Below are 17,565 nucleotides of genomic sequence, written 5' to 3'. Positions count from 1 at the left end.
GTTTCCAATGCAGATTGCAGACCACGCCGGCGCTACTCCGTTCGAAGAGGCCCTGCCGGATGTTCTCATGCGCGTGGTGTCGGAACTGCACGATGTCGCCTATCTCATAGAGCGCATCGAACCGCAATTGCTGGAGGCGACCAGCGGCCAATTGTCCGGCGATGGCGTCAAGCTGCTGCAGGGCATCGATCTCGCCGTCCAGAAGACCCGCGGTCTTGCCGAGTTCATCGATACGATCACCGGCTCCATCCCCGGCGACTGGTTCGTGGATGTGTCCACGGCGCTCAGCCTCGTCAAGCTTGCCGAAATGCAGAAGGCGCTCGGCGCGGCCTTCCGCCATGGCCACTCGCAGCCGCTCGACAAGGCGTCCGGCGACTTCGACCTGTTCTAGACCGCATTTCAGCCGATGTTCCTTTCCGTCGCGGAATGCGGAGAAAGGCAACGCTCGCGCAAGCTTCGCACCCTATTGTCACGACGGGGCCAAAAGGTCTCGGACTCTATGAATGACGGTGCGGAACAGAATGAATCTGTTAAATCAAATCCCTCAGGTCTTGAAGAATGTCGCGGCGCTGGGGCAGACACGGCTGCTGATGCTTGGCGGCGTGGGCGTCCTGTCCATGGCCCTTATCCTTGCAGCAGCCCTTTACGTGAACCGTCCCGCTTACGAGACCCTTTATGTGGGGCTTGAAAAAAGCGACCTCAACAAGATCAGCATTGCGCTTGCAGAATCAGGGCTGGACTTCCAGGTCGGAACCGATGGCGCCAGCCTCCAGGTTCCCGTTGGGCTCACCAGCAAGGCAAGGCTGCTTCTGGCCGAGCGTGGCCTGCCTGATAGTGCCAATGCCGGTTACGAGCTTTTCGACAATGTCGGCTCTCTCGGCCTGACCTCCTTCATGCAGGAAGTGACGCGCGTTCGCGCCCTCGAGGGCGAGATCAGCCGCTCCATTCAGCAGATCGACGGCGTTGCGGCCGCGCGCGTGCATATCGTCATGCCTGATGTCGGCAATTTCCGCCGAGGCGAACAGAAACCCACCGCATCGGTCATGATCCGGGCCAGCGCCACCGCGGGGCGCAAGGCCTCCGCCTCCATCCGTCACCTCGTTGCCTCGGCCGTTCCCGGTCTTGAAGTCGACGACGTGACGCTGCTCGATTCCACCGGCCAGCTTCTGGCTTCCGGTGACGATGTCACCAATGCCGCGATGAACCGCTCGCTGACGCTGGCGCAGAATGTGCAGCAGGAAATCACCACCAATATCGACAAGGCGCTGGCGCCTTTCCTCGGCATGGACAACTTCCGCTCCAGCGTGACGGCGCAGCTGAATACCGACAGCCGGCAGATTCAGGAAACCGTCTACGATCCGGAATCGCGTGTCGAACGTTCCGTGCGGACGGTGAAGGAAGACCAGAAGTCCCATGAGACGCAGCCTGATACGGCCGCGACTGTGGAGCAGAACGTACCGCAGGCAGCCCCCCAGGGTGGCGGCAGTGGCCCGCAATCTTCGGATGAATCGGCCAAGAAGGAAGAGCAGACCAACTACGAGATCAATTCCAAGACGGTCGCCACGGTCAAGAACGGCTATACCGTCGAGAAGATTTCGGTCGCCGTGGTGGTCAACAAGGGACGTATCGCCAAGATGGTCGGCGAGCCTGTCGATCAGGCCAAGATCGACGCCTATCTCGCCGAAATGCAGAAGATCGTGACCTCGGCGGCGGGTATCTCTTCCGATCGCGGTGATGTCGTGACGCTGACGGCGATGGACTTCCTTGAAACGCAGTTGCTGGACGAGGCCGCCACTGGCCCCGGCATCATGGAAGTGCTGAGCCGCAACTCCGCCGGCATCATCAACTCGCTTGCCTTCGTCGCTGTCGCCTTCCTCGTCGTCTGGCTCGGTGTGCGTCCCCTGGTGCGCACGGTTACCGGCAACGGTGCGGCTGCGGGCCAGCTCAGCCAGGAGACGGCCGGTCTCGAACTGCCGGATTTCTCTCCGGGCATGGATGCGGGTGCGGGCGGTCTCATGGAAGGTTTCGGAGCGGATTTCGGCTTCGACAGCACCGACGATCTTCTGGCAGGCGGCGACAGCGAGGGGACTTTCAACCGCCGGGTTCGCGAAGGACCAGAACGCAGGCTCTCCCGCATGGTGGAAATCAGCGAGGAAAGAGCAGCCAAGATCCTGCGCAAATGGGCGGTGGAAAAAGCAGCATAATTCTGAAAAGGCCGGTTTTACCCGGCCTTTTTCGCATTTCGCGGGCTTTTTGCTATCCTTGGCGAAGAGGTCGTGGCAATCTCGTTTCAGGACAGTGTTTACAAAAAATTCAGCAACGATACAGTTTGCTGGGAATAGGCTGAGAATGCCGTTTATGAATTGAACAGCTTTTCAGTATGTTTTTTTAGCAATAGACGAACAGGGAAATACGTGGAAAGGCTGTTGTCAGGTAATGGCAAATTCCGGTCGGTTCCATAAAATGAAGTGATTCGGTCTCCGGGGGCGTGCCATTCCGTTTGGTAAGCTTCTTGAATGGAATGATTCCATCCCGATGTATAATCTCCCGCTGGGAGCAAGAGGGCGTAGGCGATTGAAAGTCGATGTTGATATCCGCAGGCTGTCTGCCAAGCCTATGGAGGGCATGGGTAAGCCCTTGCCGCGCGATCAGCTTGCCAAGAACGTCGCAGCCACGGCTGCTGCCGGTAACGTTGCAGGCGCGCTGGATTTGCTTGTAACCTATGCCGGCGCCTCGCATTATCTGCTGGCGCGGGACGATCTTCTCGAAGAAACCGGGCTGAAATTCATCGTCACATCCGACTGGCCATTCGATCTTGTCCGCAGGCTCGGCATCGAGCTGACGAACAGCCAGAACAGATCGAGCGAAATGGAAAAATGCCTTTCGCTTCTGCAGCCGCGATTGCTGTTTCTTCCCGATGACGTCGCGGTTCCCTACGGTATCGACCGGCAATATTCCGCACTCTCCTTCTGTGTTGGCCGTATCCGCCTTTCCCTCCTGCTGCTGTTTCCCGAAGAAGCGGTTCCTTCGCCGGAGCGCCTGCGTGAAATCGCCCTGCTGACGGGCTATTGCGTCAGTTTCGGCATTGCCAGCGAAGCAAAGGCCGTGCGCGATATCGATCTCACCGAGCGTGAACTCGAGTGCCTCTTCTGGATCGCGGAAGGCAAGACAAGCGACGAAATTGCCATGATCCTTGGCATTTCCCGCAATACGATCAATAATTACATCACCAGCGTGATGCGTAAAACCGCGACAAAAACCCGCTCGGAGGCAATTGCCTATGCCGTGCGCAACAACCTCGTATAATGGTCGGACGGATGGTACAGACGAAAGACAATGAGGGCACAGGTCAAACGGGCATGTTTTACCGCAGCCCTGTCGTAACGAGCCGGTCGGATCTGTTTCCGAAGCTGGTCGCGATGCAAAAGCTGGTCGGCGCGCGAAATTTCGTGGTGACGAAGGCTGCCGCTTCCGGTTTCCCGAACAAGAAGAAACTGACCTGCGAGCTGGAAAACTGGGGCATGAATGCCGCCGAGCAGAGCGGGCAGTTCATCCGCGCCGTCGGCGATATTCTTCTCGATCACATTGAAACGTCGCTGCTGCCGGTCATCTGGCGCAACAAGAACGCCGGCGGCTTTGCCGATCTTCCCGACGTTCCTGCTTTGCTGCGCCGGATCGAGAATGACACATTGTCCTATGCCGGACTGGCCCTGCCGGTGCGGCTCGGCACGATCGGCAACGGCTATATCGTCTTTTGCGGCACCAACCTCGTTCTCGACAACGAGGTGGTCATCGAGCAGCATATCAAATGCTGCGAGATCATGGTCGACATGCTGGCGCTGGACGAGCGCAAGGCCGCGCCCTCGGAAGCCTTGAGCGAAAGGGAAATCGCCTGCCTGCAGCTGGCTGGTGACGGCCGCATCAGTGAAGAGATCGCGGTCAAGCTCGGGCTCTCCGTGCACACCGTCAATGCCTATCTCGGTTCCGCGACGATCAAGCTCGATTCCGTCAACCGCATCCAGGCAATCGCGAAAGCCATCCGGCTCGGTTATATCCACTGATCGGGGACGGGATTTTCCCGTCCTGCAGACTAGCCGTTCAGGGGCCGTCAAACCTGCTTTTCCCCGCGTGAGGCGTGGCAAAGCGCCTCATTTCGCGTTTTTTAACAGTTGCCAACTAGAACTGTCACAGGTTTGGCTTTGGGGAACTGTTTCATGCACAACCGCCTCTTTAAGACCGTCGCGAGTAAGGTTGTCGTGCTGACGATCGGCTTGATCATGCTCAGCGTGGCGGCAGTTGGTTTTTCCACCTACATGCGCCTGAAGGATAACATCATCACGACCGCGTTGCGCGATACGCACAGTGCAATGCGCGGCATGGCGATCCTGTATGAGCTCAAGGTTGGCGGTGTCTCCCTCGATATGGGAGACGGTGAGCTGAAGAGCGTCGGACGCGCCAGCATCGGGACGTTGCGCGACAACGACCTCGTCGACCGCACGGCCGCCGGCAATGGCGGTATCGCCACGGTTTTTGAAACCAAGGCCGGCGAATATGTCCGTCTGACCACCAATCTGAAAAATGAAAAGGGCGAACGGGCGGTCGGCACGAAGCTTGCCACGGATCACCCCGCTTTCGAGAAAATCTCCAAAGGCGAAGCCTATTTCGGTCCCGCCACCCTTTTCGGCGTTGATTATATGACCGGTTATATGCCGGTCCTGAACAAGACCGGCGTGACCGTCGGCATCCTGTTCGTGGGTGTTCCCATGGATGTCTACAATGCGCAGATATACAGCCTGCGCGACATGATGCTGATCTGTGGCGCGCTCGCCATGGTCGGGGTGGGGCTGCTCGCCTATTTCGTCATCAGGCGCACGCTACAGCCTCTGGGCAAGCTGACCGACGCGGTGAAGTCCCTTTCGGATGGCAATCTCGATACGCCGATCCCCTATGCCACCAATACGAACGAGTTCGGCAACATCGCGCGCGCGCTGGTGATATTCCGCGAGAATGCGCTTGAAAAGCTGGCCATCGAGGGAAAAAGCGCCGAGGAACGCACTGCTGCGGAATCCGAACGCTACCGCAATGACATCGAAAAGCAGGAACTGGACGGACAGATCGAATTTGCGGTCGCGCAGATCGCATCCGGCCTCGGCCGGCTTTCGCGTGGCGATCTGAGCCTTACGATCGAGACGCCCTTCGCCGGCCGTCTGGACCGGTTGCGCACGGACTTCAACGAATCCCTTCTCAACCTGCGTGATGCGCTGGGCCAGATCCGCGAACGCACGCTGATCATCCAGCACAGCGGCTTTGAAATCGAGCAATCGTCGGTCGATCTGTCGAAGCGAACCGAAAACCAGGCGGCGTCGCTGGAAGAGACGGCAGCCGCCGTCGAAGAAATCACCGCAACCGTCAGATCGTCGGCCGAGCGGGCGAGAGAGGCCAATGAGGCCGTTCGCGTCACCAAGCAGAGTGCCGACAGTTCCGGTTCGGTCGTCAGCAATGCCGTGGATGCCATGGGCCGCATCGAGGACGCTTCCCGCAAGATCGAGCAGATCATCGAGGTCATCGACGATATCGCCTTCCAGACCAACCTTCTTGCGCTCAATGCCGGCATCGAGGCGGCGCGCGCGGGTGAGGCGGGCAAGGGCTTTGCCGTTGTGGCGCAGGAAGTGCGCGAGCTTGCCCAGCGCTCCGCCGACGCCGCCCGCGAGATCAAGCAGCTCATCAACCAGTCGACGCATGAGGTCAGTTCCGGATCCAAGCTGGTGCAGGAGGCGGGCACGGTTCTGTCCGCCATCAGCCAGCAGATCGTCACCGTCAGCCAGCATGTCGAAACCATCGCGACGGCGACGCAGGACCAGTCTTCCGCGCTTCACAACGTCAACAGCTCCGTCAACCAGATGGACCAGATGACCCAGCAGAATGCAGCACTTGCCGAACAGTCGAGCGCCGCCAGCAGGGTGCTGTCCGGCGAGGTGGAAGCGCTGCTCGACCTTGTCCAGCGCTTTCAGATGGAGCAGGGTTCGGCGACTGGCAGAGACCGGTTGAGCAGGGCGGCCTGAACCTTCGCATCCTGAACGCCAGCTACTCCCGGATCGCAGGGTCCGGGAGCTTTTTATTCTGCCGCGGCCCGCGCCGCGCTGGATATCTGGTTTATATAGGCGCGCAGCGCCGCCGGTTTGACCGGCTTGTGCTGAACGGAAATCCCGTATTTTTCGGCATCGCTGCGCACTTCCGGGCTGCGGTCCGCCGTCACAAGCAGGGCAGGAATTGCCTTGCCGTGGAATGTCCGGATCAGGCGGATGGCGCTGATGCCGTCACCATCGTCGAGATGGTAATCGGCGATGATGACATCGGGCGCCGCCGCCAGGCTGAGGAAGGGCTCCTCCAGTGTCGCCACGGAGCCCGCCGGCAGAACCTCGCAGCCCCACCCCGTCAGCAACAGCGTCATGCCCTCGAGGATTTTCGGTTCATTGTCGATGCACAGGACCCTGACGCCCTGAAGGCGGTCGCTCGCCGTCGGACTGGCGATCCCGCCGCCGGCTTTGGCGGGCGCAAGGCGATCCGATTCACGCGGCAGATGAATGCGGAAGGTCGTGCCCTTGCCGGGCGTCGAGGTCAGCTGCACGGGATGATGCAGCATGCGTGACAGCCGGTCGACGATGGAAAGACCAAGCCCGAGGCCGGATGCCGTTTTTGCTCCCTCGTCCAGCCGGGCGAATTCCTTGAAGACGGTGCGGAATTTGGATGCGGGAATGCCGATGCCGGAATCCGTCACCTGAATGACGACTTCGTTGCCCCGGCGGCGCGCACCGACCACCACCTTGCCCTTCAGCGTATATTTGATGGCGTTCGAGACCAGATTCTGCACCAGCCGTCGCAACAGGTTGGGGTCGGAACGGACCGTGAGCGACGTGGGCATGACCACGAGATCGAGATTCTTTTCCTGCGCCATGGGCGCAAAATCGGTCTCGATGCGTTTCAGCAGCTCGTTTAGAGGCACCGAGGTCATGCGCGCCTTCATCGAACCCGTGTCTAGGCGGGAAATATCGAGAACGGCGCCCAGAATGGTCTCGACCGATTCCAGCGCCGAATCGATATTCTGCACCAGTTCGCTTTCTCCCGATGCACCCAGCCGTTCGACGAGCGAGGACGAATAGAGGCGCGCGGCATTGAGTGGCTGGAGAATGTCGTGGCCGGCGGCGGCGAAGAAGCGCGTCTTGCCGATATTCGCCTCGTCGGCCGAGGCCCGCGCTTCGGCGAGCTCGCGGTTGACGCGGGTGAGTTCGACAGTGCGCTCCGCAACGCGCTGCTCCAGCGTCTCATTGGCCTGTTTCAGCGCCTGATCGCTTGCCACACGCTGCGTGATGTCGGTGAAGGTGGCGACGATGCCCTTGTCCGGCATGGTGTTGGACCGCACTTCGATGATGCGCTCTCCGCCCGCCAGCACCAGCGAGAAGGGCAGGTCCATGGTCAGGAAGCTGGTGATCAACTCATCCGTGTCACCATCAGGCATATCGCCGCGCTCCTGCAGCATGGAGACGATTTCGGTCAGCGGCACGCCCACCTGGCCGAATTGTTCCGGCAGGTCCAGCAGGGTGCGGAAGCGCCGGTTCCAGATGGTCAGCTGCTGCGAACTGTCGAAAACGGCAATGCCCTGATCCATCTGCGCCAGCGCCGTCTGCAGCATGTCCTGGTTATATTGCAGGGCTTCACTGGCCTGATCGAGCAGCCATGCCGTGTCCGCGCTGGTGTCTTCCGCCTTCTGGAGAATGATCGAAAGCACGAGGCGGGCCGAGGAGGAGCCGATGGCGCTGCCCAGCAATTGTTCGGAGAAATGGATCAGCGCCATGTCCGCCGGCTGGTCGTCATTGAGCTTCCGGCCGGCCGTCTTTTCATAGGTGGCGAGTGAGCGCAGCATGCGCTCTTCCCCGAGATAACGGGCGATGGCGCTTTTGAGGTCGCCGACGCTCACGCGGGTTTTCCAGCCGCGCGTGGCAAATTGCGATTTCGAATGGCGCTTGACGAAAATGCCGGACTGGATGCGCTCCACCGGCCGCGGATTGCGCGAAAGTGAGCCGAGCACGAAGGCCATGCTGTTGACGAGCAGGCTGAGGATGACCGCGTTCACGAATGGATCGGCCTCGGGACCGTTGAATACGGTGCTGCCGGAAAACAGGAAGCCGAGAATATTCGCCGCGACTTCCGAATTGTCGGGTCCGCCGAAGCTTGGCAGAAACAGCAGATAGGCCCAGACGAAAAAGCCCGAACTGAGACCCGCGATTGCGCCGCGCGCATTGGCCCGCCGCCAGAACAGGCCGCCAAAAAGGGCAGGGGCCATCTGGGCGATGGCGGCGAAGGCCAGAAGGCCGATGGAGGCAAGCCCCGTGGCGCTGTCGGCGGCGCGATAATAGCCATAACCCAGCAACAGAACCGCGAAGATCGCCGTCCTGCGGATGTTGAGCAGCGTCTTGGCGAAATTATCCCGGTGCGGCGAGCGGTTCAGCAGCTTCTGCCGCAGGAAGATCGGCATGACAATGTCATTGGAAATCATGATCGACAGCGCCACCGAAGCGACGATCACCATCGCGGTTGCCGCTGAAAAACCGCCGATGAACGTGATCAGCGATACGACCGGCATCTGATGGGTGAGCGGCAATTGCAGCACGTAGAGGTCGGCATCGCCGTTGGCGCCGAGCGTCAGAATGCCGGCGAGCGCGATCGGCAGCACAAAGATGTTGATGGCGATGAGATAGAGCGGCAGCAGGAACCCCGCCATGCGCAGTTCTTCCGGTGTGCGGTTCTCCACCACTGCGACATGAAACTGGCGCGGCAGGAGGATGATGGCGAAGCCGGACAGCAGCGTCATCACGATCCAGCGGCTGACGGGCGTGTGATAGGATATGGCCCGCATGGCCTGCTCATTCTCCGTGGCAAGCTGCCACAGATGGGTAGGGCCGTCGAACAGGACGAACAGCACATAAAAGCCGACGGTACACATGGCGACGAGCTTGACCAGCGATTCCATCGAGATCGCCAGAATAAGCCCGTCCTGATGTTCGGTGGCATCCGTATGCCGGGTGCCGAACATGACGGCGAAGCCCGCCATGACAATGGTGACCACAAGTGGCAGGTCGAGGAAATAGAGATTGCCGCTGCCGATGCCGTAGTCGCCGGGATCCACCATCGTCGCCACCGAGCTGGAAACGGCCTTCAGCTGCAACGCGATATAGGGAATGGCGCCGACGAGCGCTATGACGGCGACGATCATCGCCACAGTGGAATTCTTGCCGTAACGGGCGGCGATGAAATCCGCAACCGACGTCAGCTTTTCCGTTTTGGCCAGTTCAACGATTCGGCGAATGATCGGCATGCCGATGGTGAAGGCGAGGATTGGCCCGGTGTAGATACCGAGGAACTCCAGCCCCCTGTCGGCGGCAAGCCCGACGCCGCCGAAATAGGTCCAGGAGGTGCAGTAGATCGCCAGGCTGAGCGCATAGACGAACGGACGTCCCCTTTTGGGTGCGTTTCTTTTCCGGCTGTTCCTGTCCCCGAAGCTGGCAACCGCAAACAATAGCAGGACATAAGCGAAGGCCGAACCGAATATGATCCACCCAGGAAGCACGCATCCTCCCTATGCAAGAATTCCCTGAGATGAGCATAGGCGAAATCCGCACCGTTGAGAATGAGCGCGGTCTGATCATAAAGTTCAAGATGAGCGTGCAAAAAAGCTAATAAATGCAATCTTGACGAATTCCAAATGCGGAAACGAATCTATATGGTTGAAGGCGTAGGGACAGTCACATAGCTTCAGCTTTCGAAGCAGAAGAGAGGGACAATCTGGATGCTTAACGAATTTAAAACCTTCATTGCCCGCGGCAATGTCATGGACCTGGCCGTGGGTGTTATCATTGGAGCGGCTTTCAGCAAGATCGTCGATTCCGTCGTCAACGATCTCATCATGCCGATCGTCGGCGCGATTTTCGGCGGGTTCGACTTTTCGAACTACTTCCTGCCGTTGAGTTCCAGCGTCACCGCCACCTCGCTGGCCGCCGCCCGCGATCAGGGTGCCGTTTTCGCTTACGGTAGCTTTCTGACGGTTCTCATCAACTTCCTTATCCTGGCCTGGATCATTTTCCTGATGGTCAAGGGCGTCAACAAGCTTCGTGATTCGGTTGATCGCAAGAAGGTTGAGGAAAAGCCGGAAGCAGCTCCGCCGCCGGAAGACGTCAAGCTCCTCACCGAAATCCGCGATCTGCTCAAGACGCGTTGATGCCGGAATTATTCCCGGCCTGGTCTCGCCGGTCCTTCGGGCCGGCGGTCTCTCCTGCCGGGGATCAATCCATAAAGAAAATCCATGTTCGCCTCACGGAATATCATGCATATCGCCGGTTCGATGCGATAAGAAGGCACCAAACGGAGTGTCTTTAATGTCCATTTTGAACAGTCTGAGTGCGCGCTCTCTGGCGGCCCCGCAGAGCGGCATCGTTGAAGTCGTGAATTATGCCCGGGGACGCGACAATCTGTTGCCCCTCTGGGTTGGTGAAGGCGATCTGCCGAGCCCGGACTTCATCAATCAGGCTGCCATCGACGGGCTGAACAATGGCGAAACCTTCTACACCTGGCAGCGCGGCATTCCCGAACTGCGTCAGGCGCTGAGCCGTTATTACGAGCGGCATTTCGCGGCCTCGCTGTCGCCGGATCATTTTTATGTCACCGGCTCCGGCATGCAGGCCATTGCGCTTGCCGTGCAGGCGCTGACCTCGCCCGGCGACGAGATGGTCTATCTCTCTCCGACATGGCCCAATATTGTCGCTGCCATCGGTGTGGCGGGCGCGAAGGCCGTCCCGGTCGGCATCGATTTCCGCGATGGCCGCTGGGATCTCGATATCGGCAAGCTGGAAAGCGCGATCACCGGCAAGACGAAGGCGCTTTTCATAAACACACCTTCCAATCCCACCGGCTGGACAGCGACGAGCGACAATCTGCGCGATGTTCTGGCGCTTGCCCGCAAGCACGATCTGTGGATCGTGGCGGATGAGATTTACGCGCTTTATCATTATGCCGGCACTCGCGCGCCATCGTTTCTCGATGTGATGGAGCCGGATGACAAGATCGTTTTCGCCAATTCCTTTTCGAAGAACTGGTCCATGACCGGCTGGCGGGTCGGCTGGCTTGCCGCGCCGCCAGCCATCGGTCAGGTCATTGAGAACCTCATTCAATATTCCACGTCAGGTGTGGCGCAATTCATGCAGCGCGGCGCCGTTGCAGCCCTCGATCAGGGCGACGGTTTCATCCGCGAAAACTATGAACGCGCCTTGATGTCGCGCGATATCCTTTGCGATGCGCTGATCGCGACGAACCGTGTGGAAACGCTGAAGCCGGACGGTGCCCTTTATGCATTCCTCAAGATAGACGGTGTAACGGACAGCCGCGCCACAGCGCTGGACATCGTCGACAAGACCGGCGTTGGCCTCGCGCCCGGCACCGCCTTCGGCCCGGGAGGGGAACTGTTTCTGCGGGCCTGCTTCCTGCGCAACCCAAGGCAGATAGAAGATGCCGCCGATCGGCTGGCATCCTACATCCTCAGCAGGTAAGGCCTCGATCTTCTCTCACGCTGTTTGCCCTGTCGCGTCGGGCATCTTGCCGCGACAGGCGCATCTGCTCCGGAAAACACAGTGACGCTCCAAAACTACAACCCCACGGCGTAACCATCGACGTGCGGGATTTTCTGTGTTATGCGGTTTTTGTTCCATTCGTGAGAACATTTTCATCTAATCAATAAAAAGCAGGTCATTGCGCTAACCAATCGTAAGCCACCTTTTGAAAGGGGCGGGGGATTGGCTGCGTATTCTCTGTGCAAGTAATCAATGATGAAGAATTATTGGCTTTGATGGGCTCAAGAAAAGCAAACAGGGAAGTAGTGTCATGGCTGTTCTGGTCACGGGTGGGGCCGGTTATATAGGAAGCCACATGGTGTGGGCTCTGCTCGATGCCGGGGAAGAGGTCGTCGTGGTCGACCGGCTTTCCACGGGGTCGCGTTGGGCCGTCGCTCCGGCGGCGCGTTTTTATCTGGGCGATGCGGCGGATCGCGCCATGCTCGACCAGATTTTCGAAGAAAACCAGATCGAGACCATTTTCCATTTCGCCGGCTCCGTCAGCGTCCCTGAATCGATCAGCCAGCCGCTCGAATATTACGAAAACAATACCGGCACGACCCGCGCGCTCGTCGCTGCGGCGGTCGCCCATGGCATCCGCAATTTCATTTTCTCCTCGACAGCAGCGGTCTACGGCAACCAGCCGTTTGAGGGGCCGGTGCCGGAAACGGCGATCCTCAGCCCGGAAAATCCCTACGGCCTGTCGAAGCTCGCCTCTGAAATCATGCTGCGCGATGTCGTGCAGGCGCATGATTTCAACTATGTGGCACTGCGTTATTTCAACGTGGCCGGGGCCGACCCGCAGGGCCGCGCCGGGCCTTCGCCCACGGGCGTGGCAAACCTCATCAAGGTGGCGTGCGAAGCCGCAACCGGCCGGCGGGATCGGGTGGAGGTCTACGGCACGGATTATCCCACCGCCGATGGCACTGGCGTTCGCGACTATATCCATGTCAGCGATCTCATCGATGCGCATGTGCTGGCCATGGCGCATTTGCGCGCCGGCGGCGGCACCAGGACATTGAATTGCGGTTATGGCGTCGGTTATTCGGTGCTGGACGTCCTGCATGCGGTACAGCGGGAATCGGAGCATGAATTCCCGATCATCCATTGTCCCCGCCGCGCAGGCGATATTGCGACCATGGTGGCGGATTCCGCTCGTATTCAGTCGGAGCTGGGTTGGCGCCCGCGCTTCAACGATCTGTCGACCATCGTTCGCACGGCATTGCAGTGGGAGGCCAAACGTCAGGCCCAGCAGAATGACAGGCTGCCACCGATCCGGCGCAAGCTGGCGGTGATAGGCTGAGCCGTTTCCGCATCATTGGATGCGGTTTGTCTTGACGGAAGGATAAAGGACAGGACGGTCCGGGACGATGGCGGAAGGAAGCCATCGTTCGCTGTCGAAAAAGCTGCGTGTCAGCTTCAGCCCCGGCGATTGTTCGGTTGCGAGCAAAATCACGTTCAGACGATGCGGCGCGGTCTGTTCCGGCTTCATGGAAACCGAAATGCCGAAGTGCTGCGCCTGATAAGGCTGCAGCGTGCGTGCCGGTTCACGCATGGCCGCAAGGTCGGCAAAGCGCGTCTGTTCGATGATCAGGATCAGCGCATCGTCAAGTTTTGCCCTGATGGCGGTGCCATCGGGTGTCTGAGGTGCCACTGCCTTCATGCGGATGGATCGAACCTTGCCGTCAGCCTCGCCTCTGATTTCAACGAAAAGCGATGCCGGTTCCGCCGGGGCTTCCGCGGTCCCCATGGTAAGATCGGCCATGCATTCGAAATTGTGGATGTTGACCGGGCTGGCATGCCAGCCTTTCGGGTTGGAAAAACCCTCAGCGGTGAAGCGGCCGCATAAATCCTTGCCGGAAAGAAGGAAATCGCGTGCGAAAGAGGCTCTTTCGCCACCCTGTTCGGGTTTCAGCAAATGGGGCGGCAGATCGATTTTTCTGGCGGCGAGTTTCTGGCGCTTGACGGGCTGCACTCGGGGAGGAGGCTCGACGGAATATGTGGCGGGGGCCAGTTTGAGGTAGGTCAGCAGGCTTTTGAGGTGCTTTCCGTCATTGGCAAGCAGCACTGTCGCCAGAATGGCGAAACAGACGGCCAGCACCGCAAGCAGCAGCGCGCCATGGCTTACTCTTTTTTGCAGGTTTGCGTCCATCGCAGAACCCTAATGGCTGACGGGTCAGGGAAACAGCCGGTTTTGGTATGAATTTCGGGCTGTTGAAAGCCCCGTGAATATGGGCGTGAGCGGAGGGGCTCAAAAATATCGTGCCATGCATGCGGGCGTTTCCCCCGCATGGAGAGTTATTCGGAGGTATTTTTACCTGTGTCCTGTCCAGCGGCGCTGCTTTCATCGTCAGCGACCGGAATGGCGTAGGAGCCGTTCAGCCAGCGGGAGAGATCAAGCGAACGGCAGCGATCCGAACAGAAAGGGTAGTCGTCGCGTGTCGAAGGGCGCCCGCATTCCGGGCATGGCTGGGGCTTGCGAAGCGGCGCGACATTTCCGGCGCCTTCAGTGGAGGATTTTGCCATGGTCTATCCCTCAAGCCAGCCCGAAGTCACCTCGAAGCCTTCGCCCGAAAGAAGCGACATCGTCTCGTAGAGCGGCAGTCCGACGACGTTGGTGTAGGAACCCGTCAGTTTCTGCACGAATGCGCCGGCAATGCCCTGAATGCCATAGGCACCGGCTTTACCACGCCATTGTCCCGACGCGATGTAGGCATCGATTTCGCGCGTCGAGAGGCGCTTGAAACGAACCTTGGTCTCCACCACCTTCTGGCGAACCTTGCCGCCGGGCGTCACGAGGCAGATACCGGTATAGACCCAGTGGCTGCGCCCCGAAAGAAGATGCAGCGCCGCCGAAGCATCCTCGGTATATTCCGCCTTGCCGACGATGCGGCGACCGACAGCCACCACGGTATCGGACCCCAGAACATAGGCGTCTTTCCACGTCTGTTCATTCTTCAGCGCCGCCTGTGCCGCTTCGGCCTTCTGCAGCGAAAGACGGCGGCAGAGCGTACGCGGGTGCTCGAGCTTCGCAGGCGTCTCGTCAATATCCATCGGCATCAGGCGCGCCGGTTCGACACCGATCTGATGCAGCAGTTCCAGACGCCGCGGCGAGCCGGATGCCAGAACGAGCTTTTGTTTTGAATTGGTCATTGCGCTGCCCGGGCGTCCGATGCGGAAGTGGATTACTTGAAGCGGTAGGTAATGCGGCCCTTGGTCAGGTCGTAAGGCGTCATTTCGACCAGCACCTTGTCGCCCGCCAGAACGCGGATACGGTTCTTGCGCATGCGGCCCGCCGTGTGGGCGATGATTTCGTGGTCGTTCTCAAGCTTCACGCGGAATGTTGCGTTCGGCAGCAATTCGGTTACGATGCCCGGGAATTCAAGGACTTCTTCTTTTGTCATGTAAGGGTTTTCTTCCTGTTGATAGTGCCGGACATGGCGTGTCCGGGAAAATTGCGCGGAAACTACACAATCCCGGCACATTTGTGAACCTCTAAAGCATCGGCTTGAAAATCAGTACCGATTTTCATGAGGCGAGGGCAGTTTTCAGTCTTTTGAAAGCGTATCCGCCACCGGCTGCTGCCGCCCCGGCAGGCGTTCCGAAATCAGTTTCGACAGATGGTCCCGCACCTCGCGATAGGCGTCGAGGATCTGCTCGCGCGTACCTGTGATCACCGTCGGGTCCATGGTCGGCCAATAGACCACATCGAGCGAATTCGAGCGCGTCAGTTCCAGTGCGGCGTGATGGGCTTCCGGCGTCAATGTAATGATCAGATCGAAAAAATCATCCTCGATCTCATCCAGAGTGCGCGGCTTGTGCTTGCCGAGCGAAAAACCCTGTTCTTCCAGTACGGCATCCACGAAGGGGTCGCGCTCGCCGGCCCGCACGCCGGCCGACTGGATGTAGATGCCGGGCGCCACCAGCCGTTTGGCGATCACCTCTGCCATGGGGGAACGGATGGAGTTCATGCCGCACATGAAGAGGACCGATTTGGGCGCTCGTCCCTCGTTTGGCGCTGCGGCAGGATCGCTCATCTCTAACCCCGCCAATAAAGCACGCAGACAAGGGTGAAGAGGCGGCGCGCGGTATCGAAATCCACCTTGATCTTGCCGGAAAGCCGATCCATCAGCGTCTGCGAGCCGTCATTGTGAATGCCGCGCCGGCCCATGTCGATCGCCTCGATCTGACTGGGTGTGGAGGAGCGGATCGCCTCGTAATAGCTCTCGCAGATCAGGAAATAATCCTTGATGATGCGGCGAAACGGCGTCAGCGACAGGATATGGGTCGCGACATCCTTCTCGTCTTCGGTGCGGATCGAAAAGACCAGCTTGGCGTCCACCAGCGAGATATGCAGCCGATACGGCCCGCCGGCATGGCCGAGCGGCTCGAAGCTGTTTTCTTCGATCAGGTCGAAAATGGCGACGGCGCGTTCATGCTCCACGTCGGGCGTGGACCGGCCGATGCTGTCGTCCAGTACCACGTCACAGAGCCGGAAATCGCCTGAAGCCATCGCTTAACTTTCCGGATTGAGGCGGATTGCGACCGAGCGCGCATGCGCGTCCAGTCCTTCCGAACGGGCAAGGGTGATTGCCGCCGGTGCAAGCTGGCGCAATTGCTCCGGCCCAAGCCGCAGGATCGAGGTGCGCTTGACGAAATCCAGCACCGAAAGCCCGGAGGAGAAGCGCGCCGAGCGCGCCGTCGGCAGAACGTGGTTGGAGCCGCCGACGTAATCGCCGATCACTTCCGGCGTGTGGCGCCCGACGAAGATCGCGCCGGCATTGCGGATATGCGCCATCAGCGCGTCAGGATCGTCGACCGCAAGCTCCAGATGCTCGGCGGCGATGCGGTTGGCGAGCGGAATGGCGTCGGTAAGCTTTTCGACCAGAATGATCGCGCCGAAATCCGCCCAGCTTGCCGCCGCCGTCTCGGAGCGCGACAGGCGCTTCAGTTGCCGTTCGACGGCTGCCTCCACCGCCTTGCCGAGTTCGGCATTGTCGGTGACGAGAATGGATTGCGCGCCGCGATCGTGCTCCGCCTGCGCCAGAAGATCGGCGGCCAGCCAGTCGGGATCGTTATCCTTGTCGGCAATGACAAGCACTTCGGAGGGGCCGGCGATCATGTCGATGCCGACAGTGCCGAAAACCTGGCGCTTGGCCGCCGCCACATAGGCATTGCCGGGGCCGACGATCTTGGCGACCGGCGCGATGGTTTCCGTGCCATAGGCGAGCGCCGCCACGGCCTGCGCCCCGCCGATGCGATAGATTTCCTCGACGCCCGCGATGCGCGCGGCGGCAAGCACGGCGGGATTGACCGCACCGCCATTTGCCGGCACGACCATGACGATGCGCTCGACACCGGCAACCTTGGCCGGCACGGCGTTCATCAGGACCGAGCTTGGATAGCTGGCCGTGCCGCCGGGCACATAAAGGCCCACGGCCTCGATGGCCGTCCAGCGAGAGCCGAGGCCCACGCCGATATCGTCCTCGTAAATGTCGTCCTTCGGCATTTGCCGCGCATGGTGTTTCTCGATGCGCCGGGCCGCGAGTTCGAGGGCTTCGATGACGCTTTTGTCGACCGCCGAATAGGCGGCATCGATTTCATCCGCCGTTACCCGCATCGGGACCTTGGCAAAATCGATACCGTCGAATTTGAGGGAATAATGGGCAAGCGCCGCATCGCCGCGATGGCGGACATCGTTGATGATGTCGCGAACGGTCGCGTTGACGTCTTCGGAAACTTCTCTCTTGGTTGTCAGGAAGGCAGCGAACTTCCGTTCGAAATCAGCCGATGCCTGCTCCAGCCAGATTGCCACGCCATTACCCTTTCATTGTCCCCGCGGGCGATCCCGCAGGGTGCACGAACTCACCGCAGAACAATTGCGCGGCTCTGGTATGTGGCATAAATC

General features: G+C 59.8%; 16 protein-coding genes. 8 read left to right on the top strand and 8 right to left on the bottom strand.

Going from position 1 to position 17,565, the window contains the following annotated elements; all coding sequences use genetic code 11:
* Positions 1-7 precede the first annotated feature (7 nt).
* The 5 genes from cheT (at position 8) to N434_RS00815 (ending at position 6,062) form a co-directional block, all read left to right on the top strand.
* A complete protein-coding gene (gene cheT, locus N434_RS00835) occupies positions 8-391 on the top strand; it encodes a chemotaxis protein CheT (RefSeq protein WP_110755534.1) in 384 nt (127 codons plus the stop codon).
* Between the two features lie 130 nt (positions 392-521).
* Positions 522-2,204, top strand: coding sequence for a flagellar basal-body MS-ring/collar protein FliF (fliF, locus tag N434_RS00830; protein WP_174028846.1), 1,683 nt, complete (start codon positions 522-524; stop codon positions 2,202-2,204).
* A gap of 370 nt (positions 2,205-2,574) precedes the next feature.
* Positions 2,575-3,306, top strand: coding sequence for a transcriptional regulator VisN (gene visN / locus N434_RS00825; RefSeq protein WP_065114818.1), 732 nt, complete (start codon positions 2,575-2,577; stop codon positions 3,304-3,306).
* Positions 3,307-3,359: 53 nt separating this feature from the next.
* The gene (gene visR, locus N434_RS00820) at positions 3,360-4,061 is read left to right on the top strand and encodes a transcriptional regulator VisR (protein WP_065116124.1); all 702 of its coding nucleotides are present in this window, start codon (positions 3,360-3,362) and stop codon (positions 4,059-4,061) included.
* Between the two features lie 153 nt (positions 4,062-4,214).
* Positions 4,215-6,062: a methyl-accepting chemotaxis protein gene (locus N434_RS00815; protein ID WP_110755530.1), complete on the top strand. Its 1,848-nt coding sequence runs from the start codon at positions 4,215-4,217 to the stop codon at positions 6,060-6,062.
* Between the two features lie 53 nt (positions 6,063-6,115).
* Here N434_RS00815 and N434_RS00810 read toward each other — a convergent pair whose 3' ends face one another.
* Complete coding sequence (locus N434_RS00810) at positions 6,116-9,625, bottom strand: PAS domain-containing hybrid sensor histidine kinase/response regulator (protein WP_110755528.1); 3,510 nt, start codon at positions 9,623-9,625, stop codon at positions 6,116-6,118.
* A gap of 219 nt (positions 9,626-9,844) precedes the next feature.
* On the opposite strand from N434_RS00810, the gene mscL reads away from it, so the two are divergent.
* The 3 genes from mscL (at position 9,845) to galE (ending at position 12,960) form a co-directional block, all read left to right on the top strand.
* Positions 9,845-10,273 carry a large conductance mechanosensitive channel protein MscL gene (gene mscL, locus N434_RS00805; protein WP_065114821.1) on the top strand — a complete coding sequence of 143 codons (429 nt, stop codon included), beginning with the start codon at positions 9,845-9,847 and terminating at the stop codon, positions 10,271-10,273.
* Positions 10,274-10,430: 157 nt separating this feature from the next.
* On the top strand, positions 10,431-11,597 hold the full coding sequence (locus N434_RS00800) for a pyridoxal phosphate-dependent aminotransferase (RefSeq protein WP_110755526.1): 1,167 nt from the start codon (positions 10,431-10,433) through the stop codon (positions 11,595-11,597).
* Positions 11,598-11,928: 331 nt separating this feature from the next.
* The gene (gene galE / locus N434_RS00795) at positions 11,929-12,960 is read left to right on the top strand and encodes a UDP-glucose 4-epimerase GalE (protein ID WP_065114823.1); all 1,032 of its coding nucleotides are present in this window, start codon (positions 11,929-11,931) and stop codon (positions 12,958-12,960) included.
* Positions 12,961-12,972: 12 nt separating this feature from the next.
* Here galE and N434_RS00790 read toward each other — a convergent pair whose 3' ends face one another.
* From N434_RS00790 to hisD, 7 genes are all read right to left on the bottom strand, one after another.
* Positions 12,973-13,809, bottom strand: coding sequence for a DUF6030 family protein (locus N434_RS00790; protein WP_110755524.1), 837 nt, complete (start codon positions 13,807-13,809; stop codon positions 12,973-12,975).
* Positions 13,810-13,955: 146 nt separating this feature from the next.
* Positions 13,956-14,183, bottom strand: a complete 228-nt coding sequence (gene yacG, locus N434_RS00785) for a DNA gyrase inhibitor YacG (protein WP_110755522.1) — start codon at positions 14,181-14,183, stop codon at positions 13,956-13,958.
* A gap of 3 nt (positions 14,184-14,186) precedes the next feature.
* Positions 14,187-14,810 (bottom strand): Maf-like protein, encoded by a 624-nt coding sequence (locus tag N434_RS00780; RefSeq protein WP_110755520.1) that lies wholly within the window; start codon positions 14,808-14,810, stop codon positions 14,187-14,189.
* A gap of 32 nt (positions 14,811-14,842) precedes the next feature.
* Entirely contained in the window at positions 14,843-15,061 is a 219-nt protein-coding gene (gene infA, locus N434_RS00775) for a translation initiation factor IF-1 (protein ID WP_003503453.1), read from the bottom strand.
* 144 nt (positions 15,062-15,205) lie between these two features.
* The gene (locus N434_RS00770) at positions 15,206-15,694 is read right to left on the bottom strand and encodes an arsenate-mycothiol transferase ArsC (RefSeq protein ID WP_046800566.1); all 489 of its coding nucleotides are present in this window, start codon (positions 15,692-15,694) and stop codon (positions 15,206-15,208) included.
* A gap of 2 nt (positions 15,695-15,696) precedes the next feature.
* Positions 15,697-16,170, bottom strand: coding sequence for a UPF0262 family protein (locus N434_RS00765; RefSeq protein ID WP_065114827.1), 474 nt, complete (start codon positions 16,168-16,170; stop codon positions 15,697-15,699).
* A gap of 3 nt (positions 16,171-16,173) precedes the next feature.
* Positions 16,174-17,472: a histidinol dehydrogenase gene (gene hisD / locus N434_RS00760; RefSeq protein ID WP_065114828.1), complete on the bottom strand. Its 1,299-nt coding sequence runs from the start codon at positions 17,470-17,472 to the stop codon at positions 16,174-16,176.
* Positions 17,473-17,565 lie beyond the last annotated feature (93 nt).

The sequence above is a fragment of the Rhizobium sp. UGM030330-04 genome, assembly GCF_003208455.1.
Classification (GTDB): domain Bacteria; phylum Pseudomonadota; class Alphaproteobacteria; order Rhizobiales; family Rhizobiaceae; genus Agrobacterium; species Agrobacterium rhizogenes_A.
Note: the sequence above shows the minus strand (reverse complement) of the source record. Positions and strands in the feature narration are given on the sequence as shown.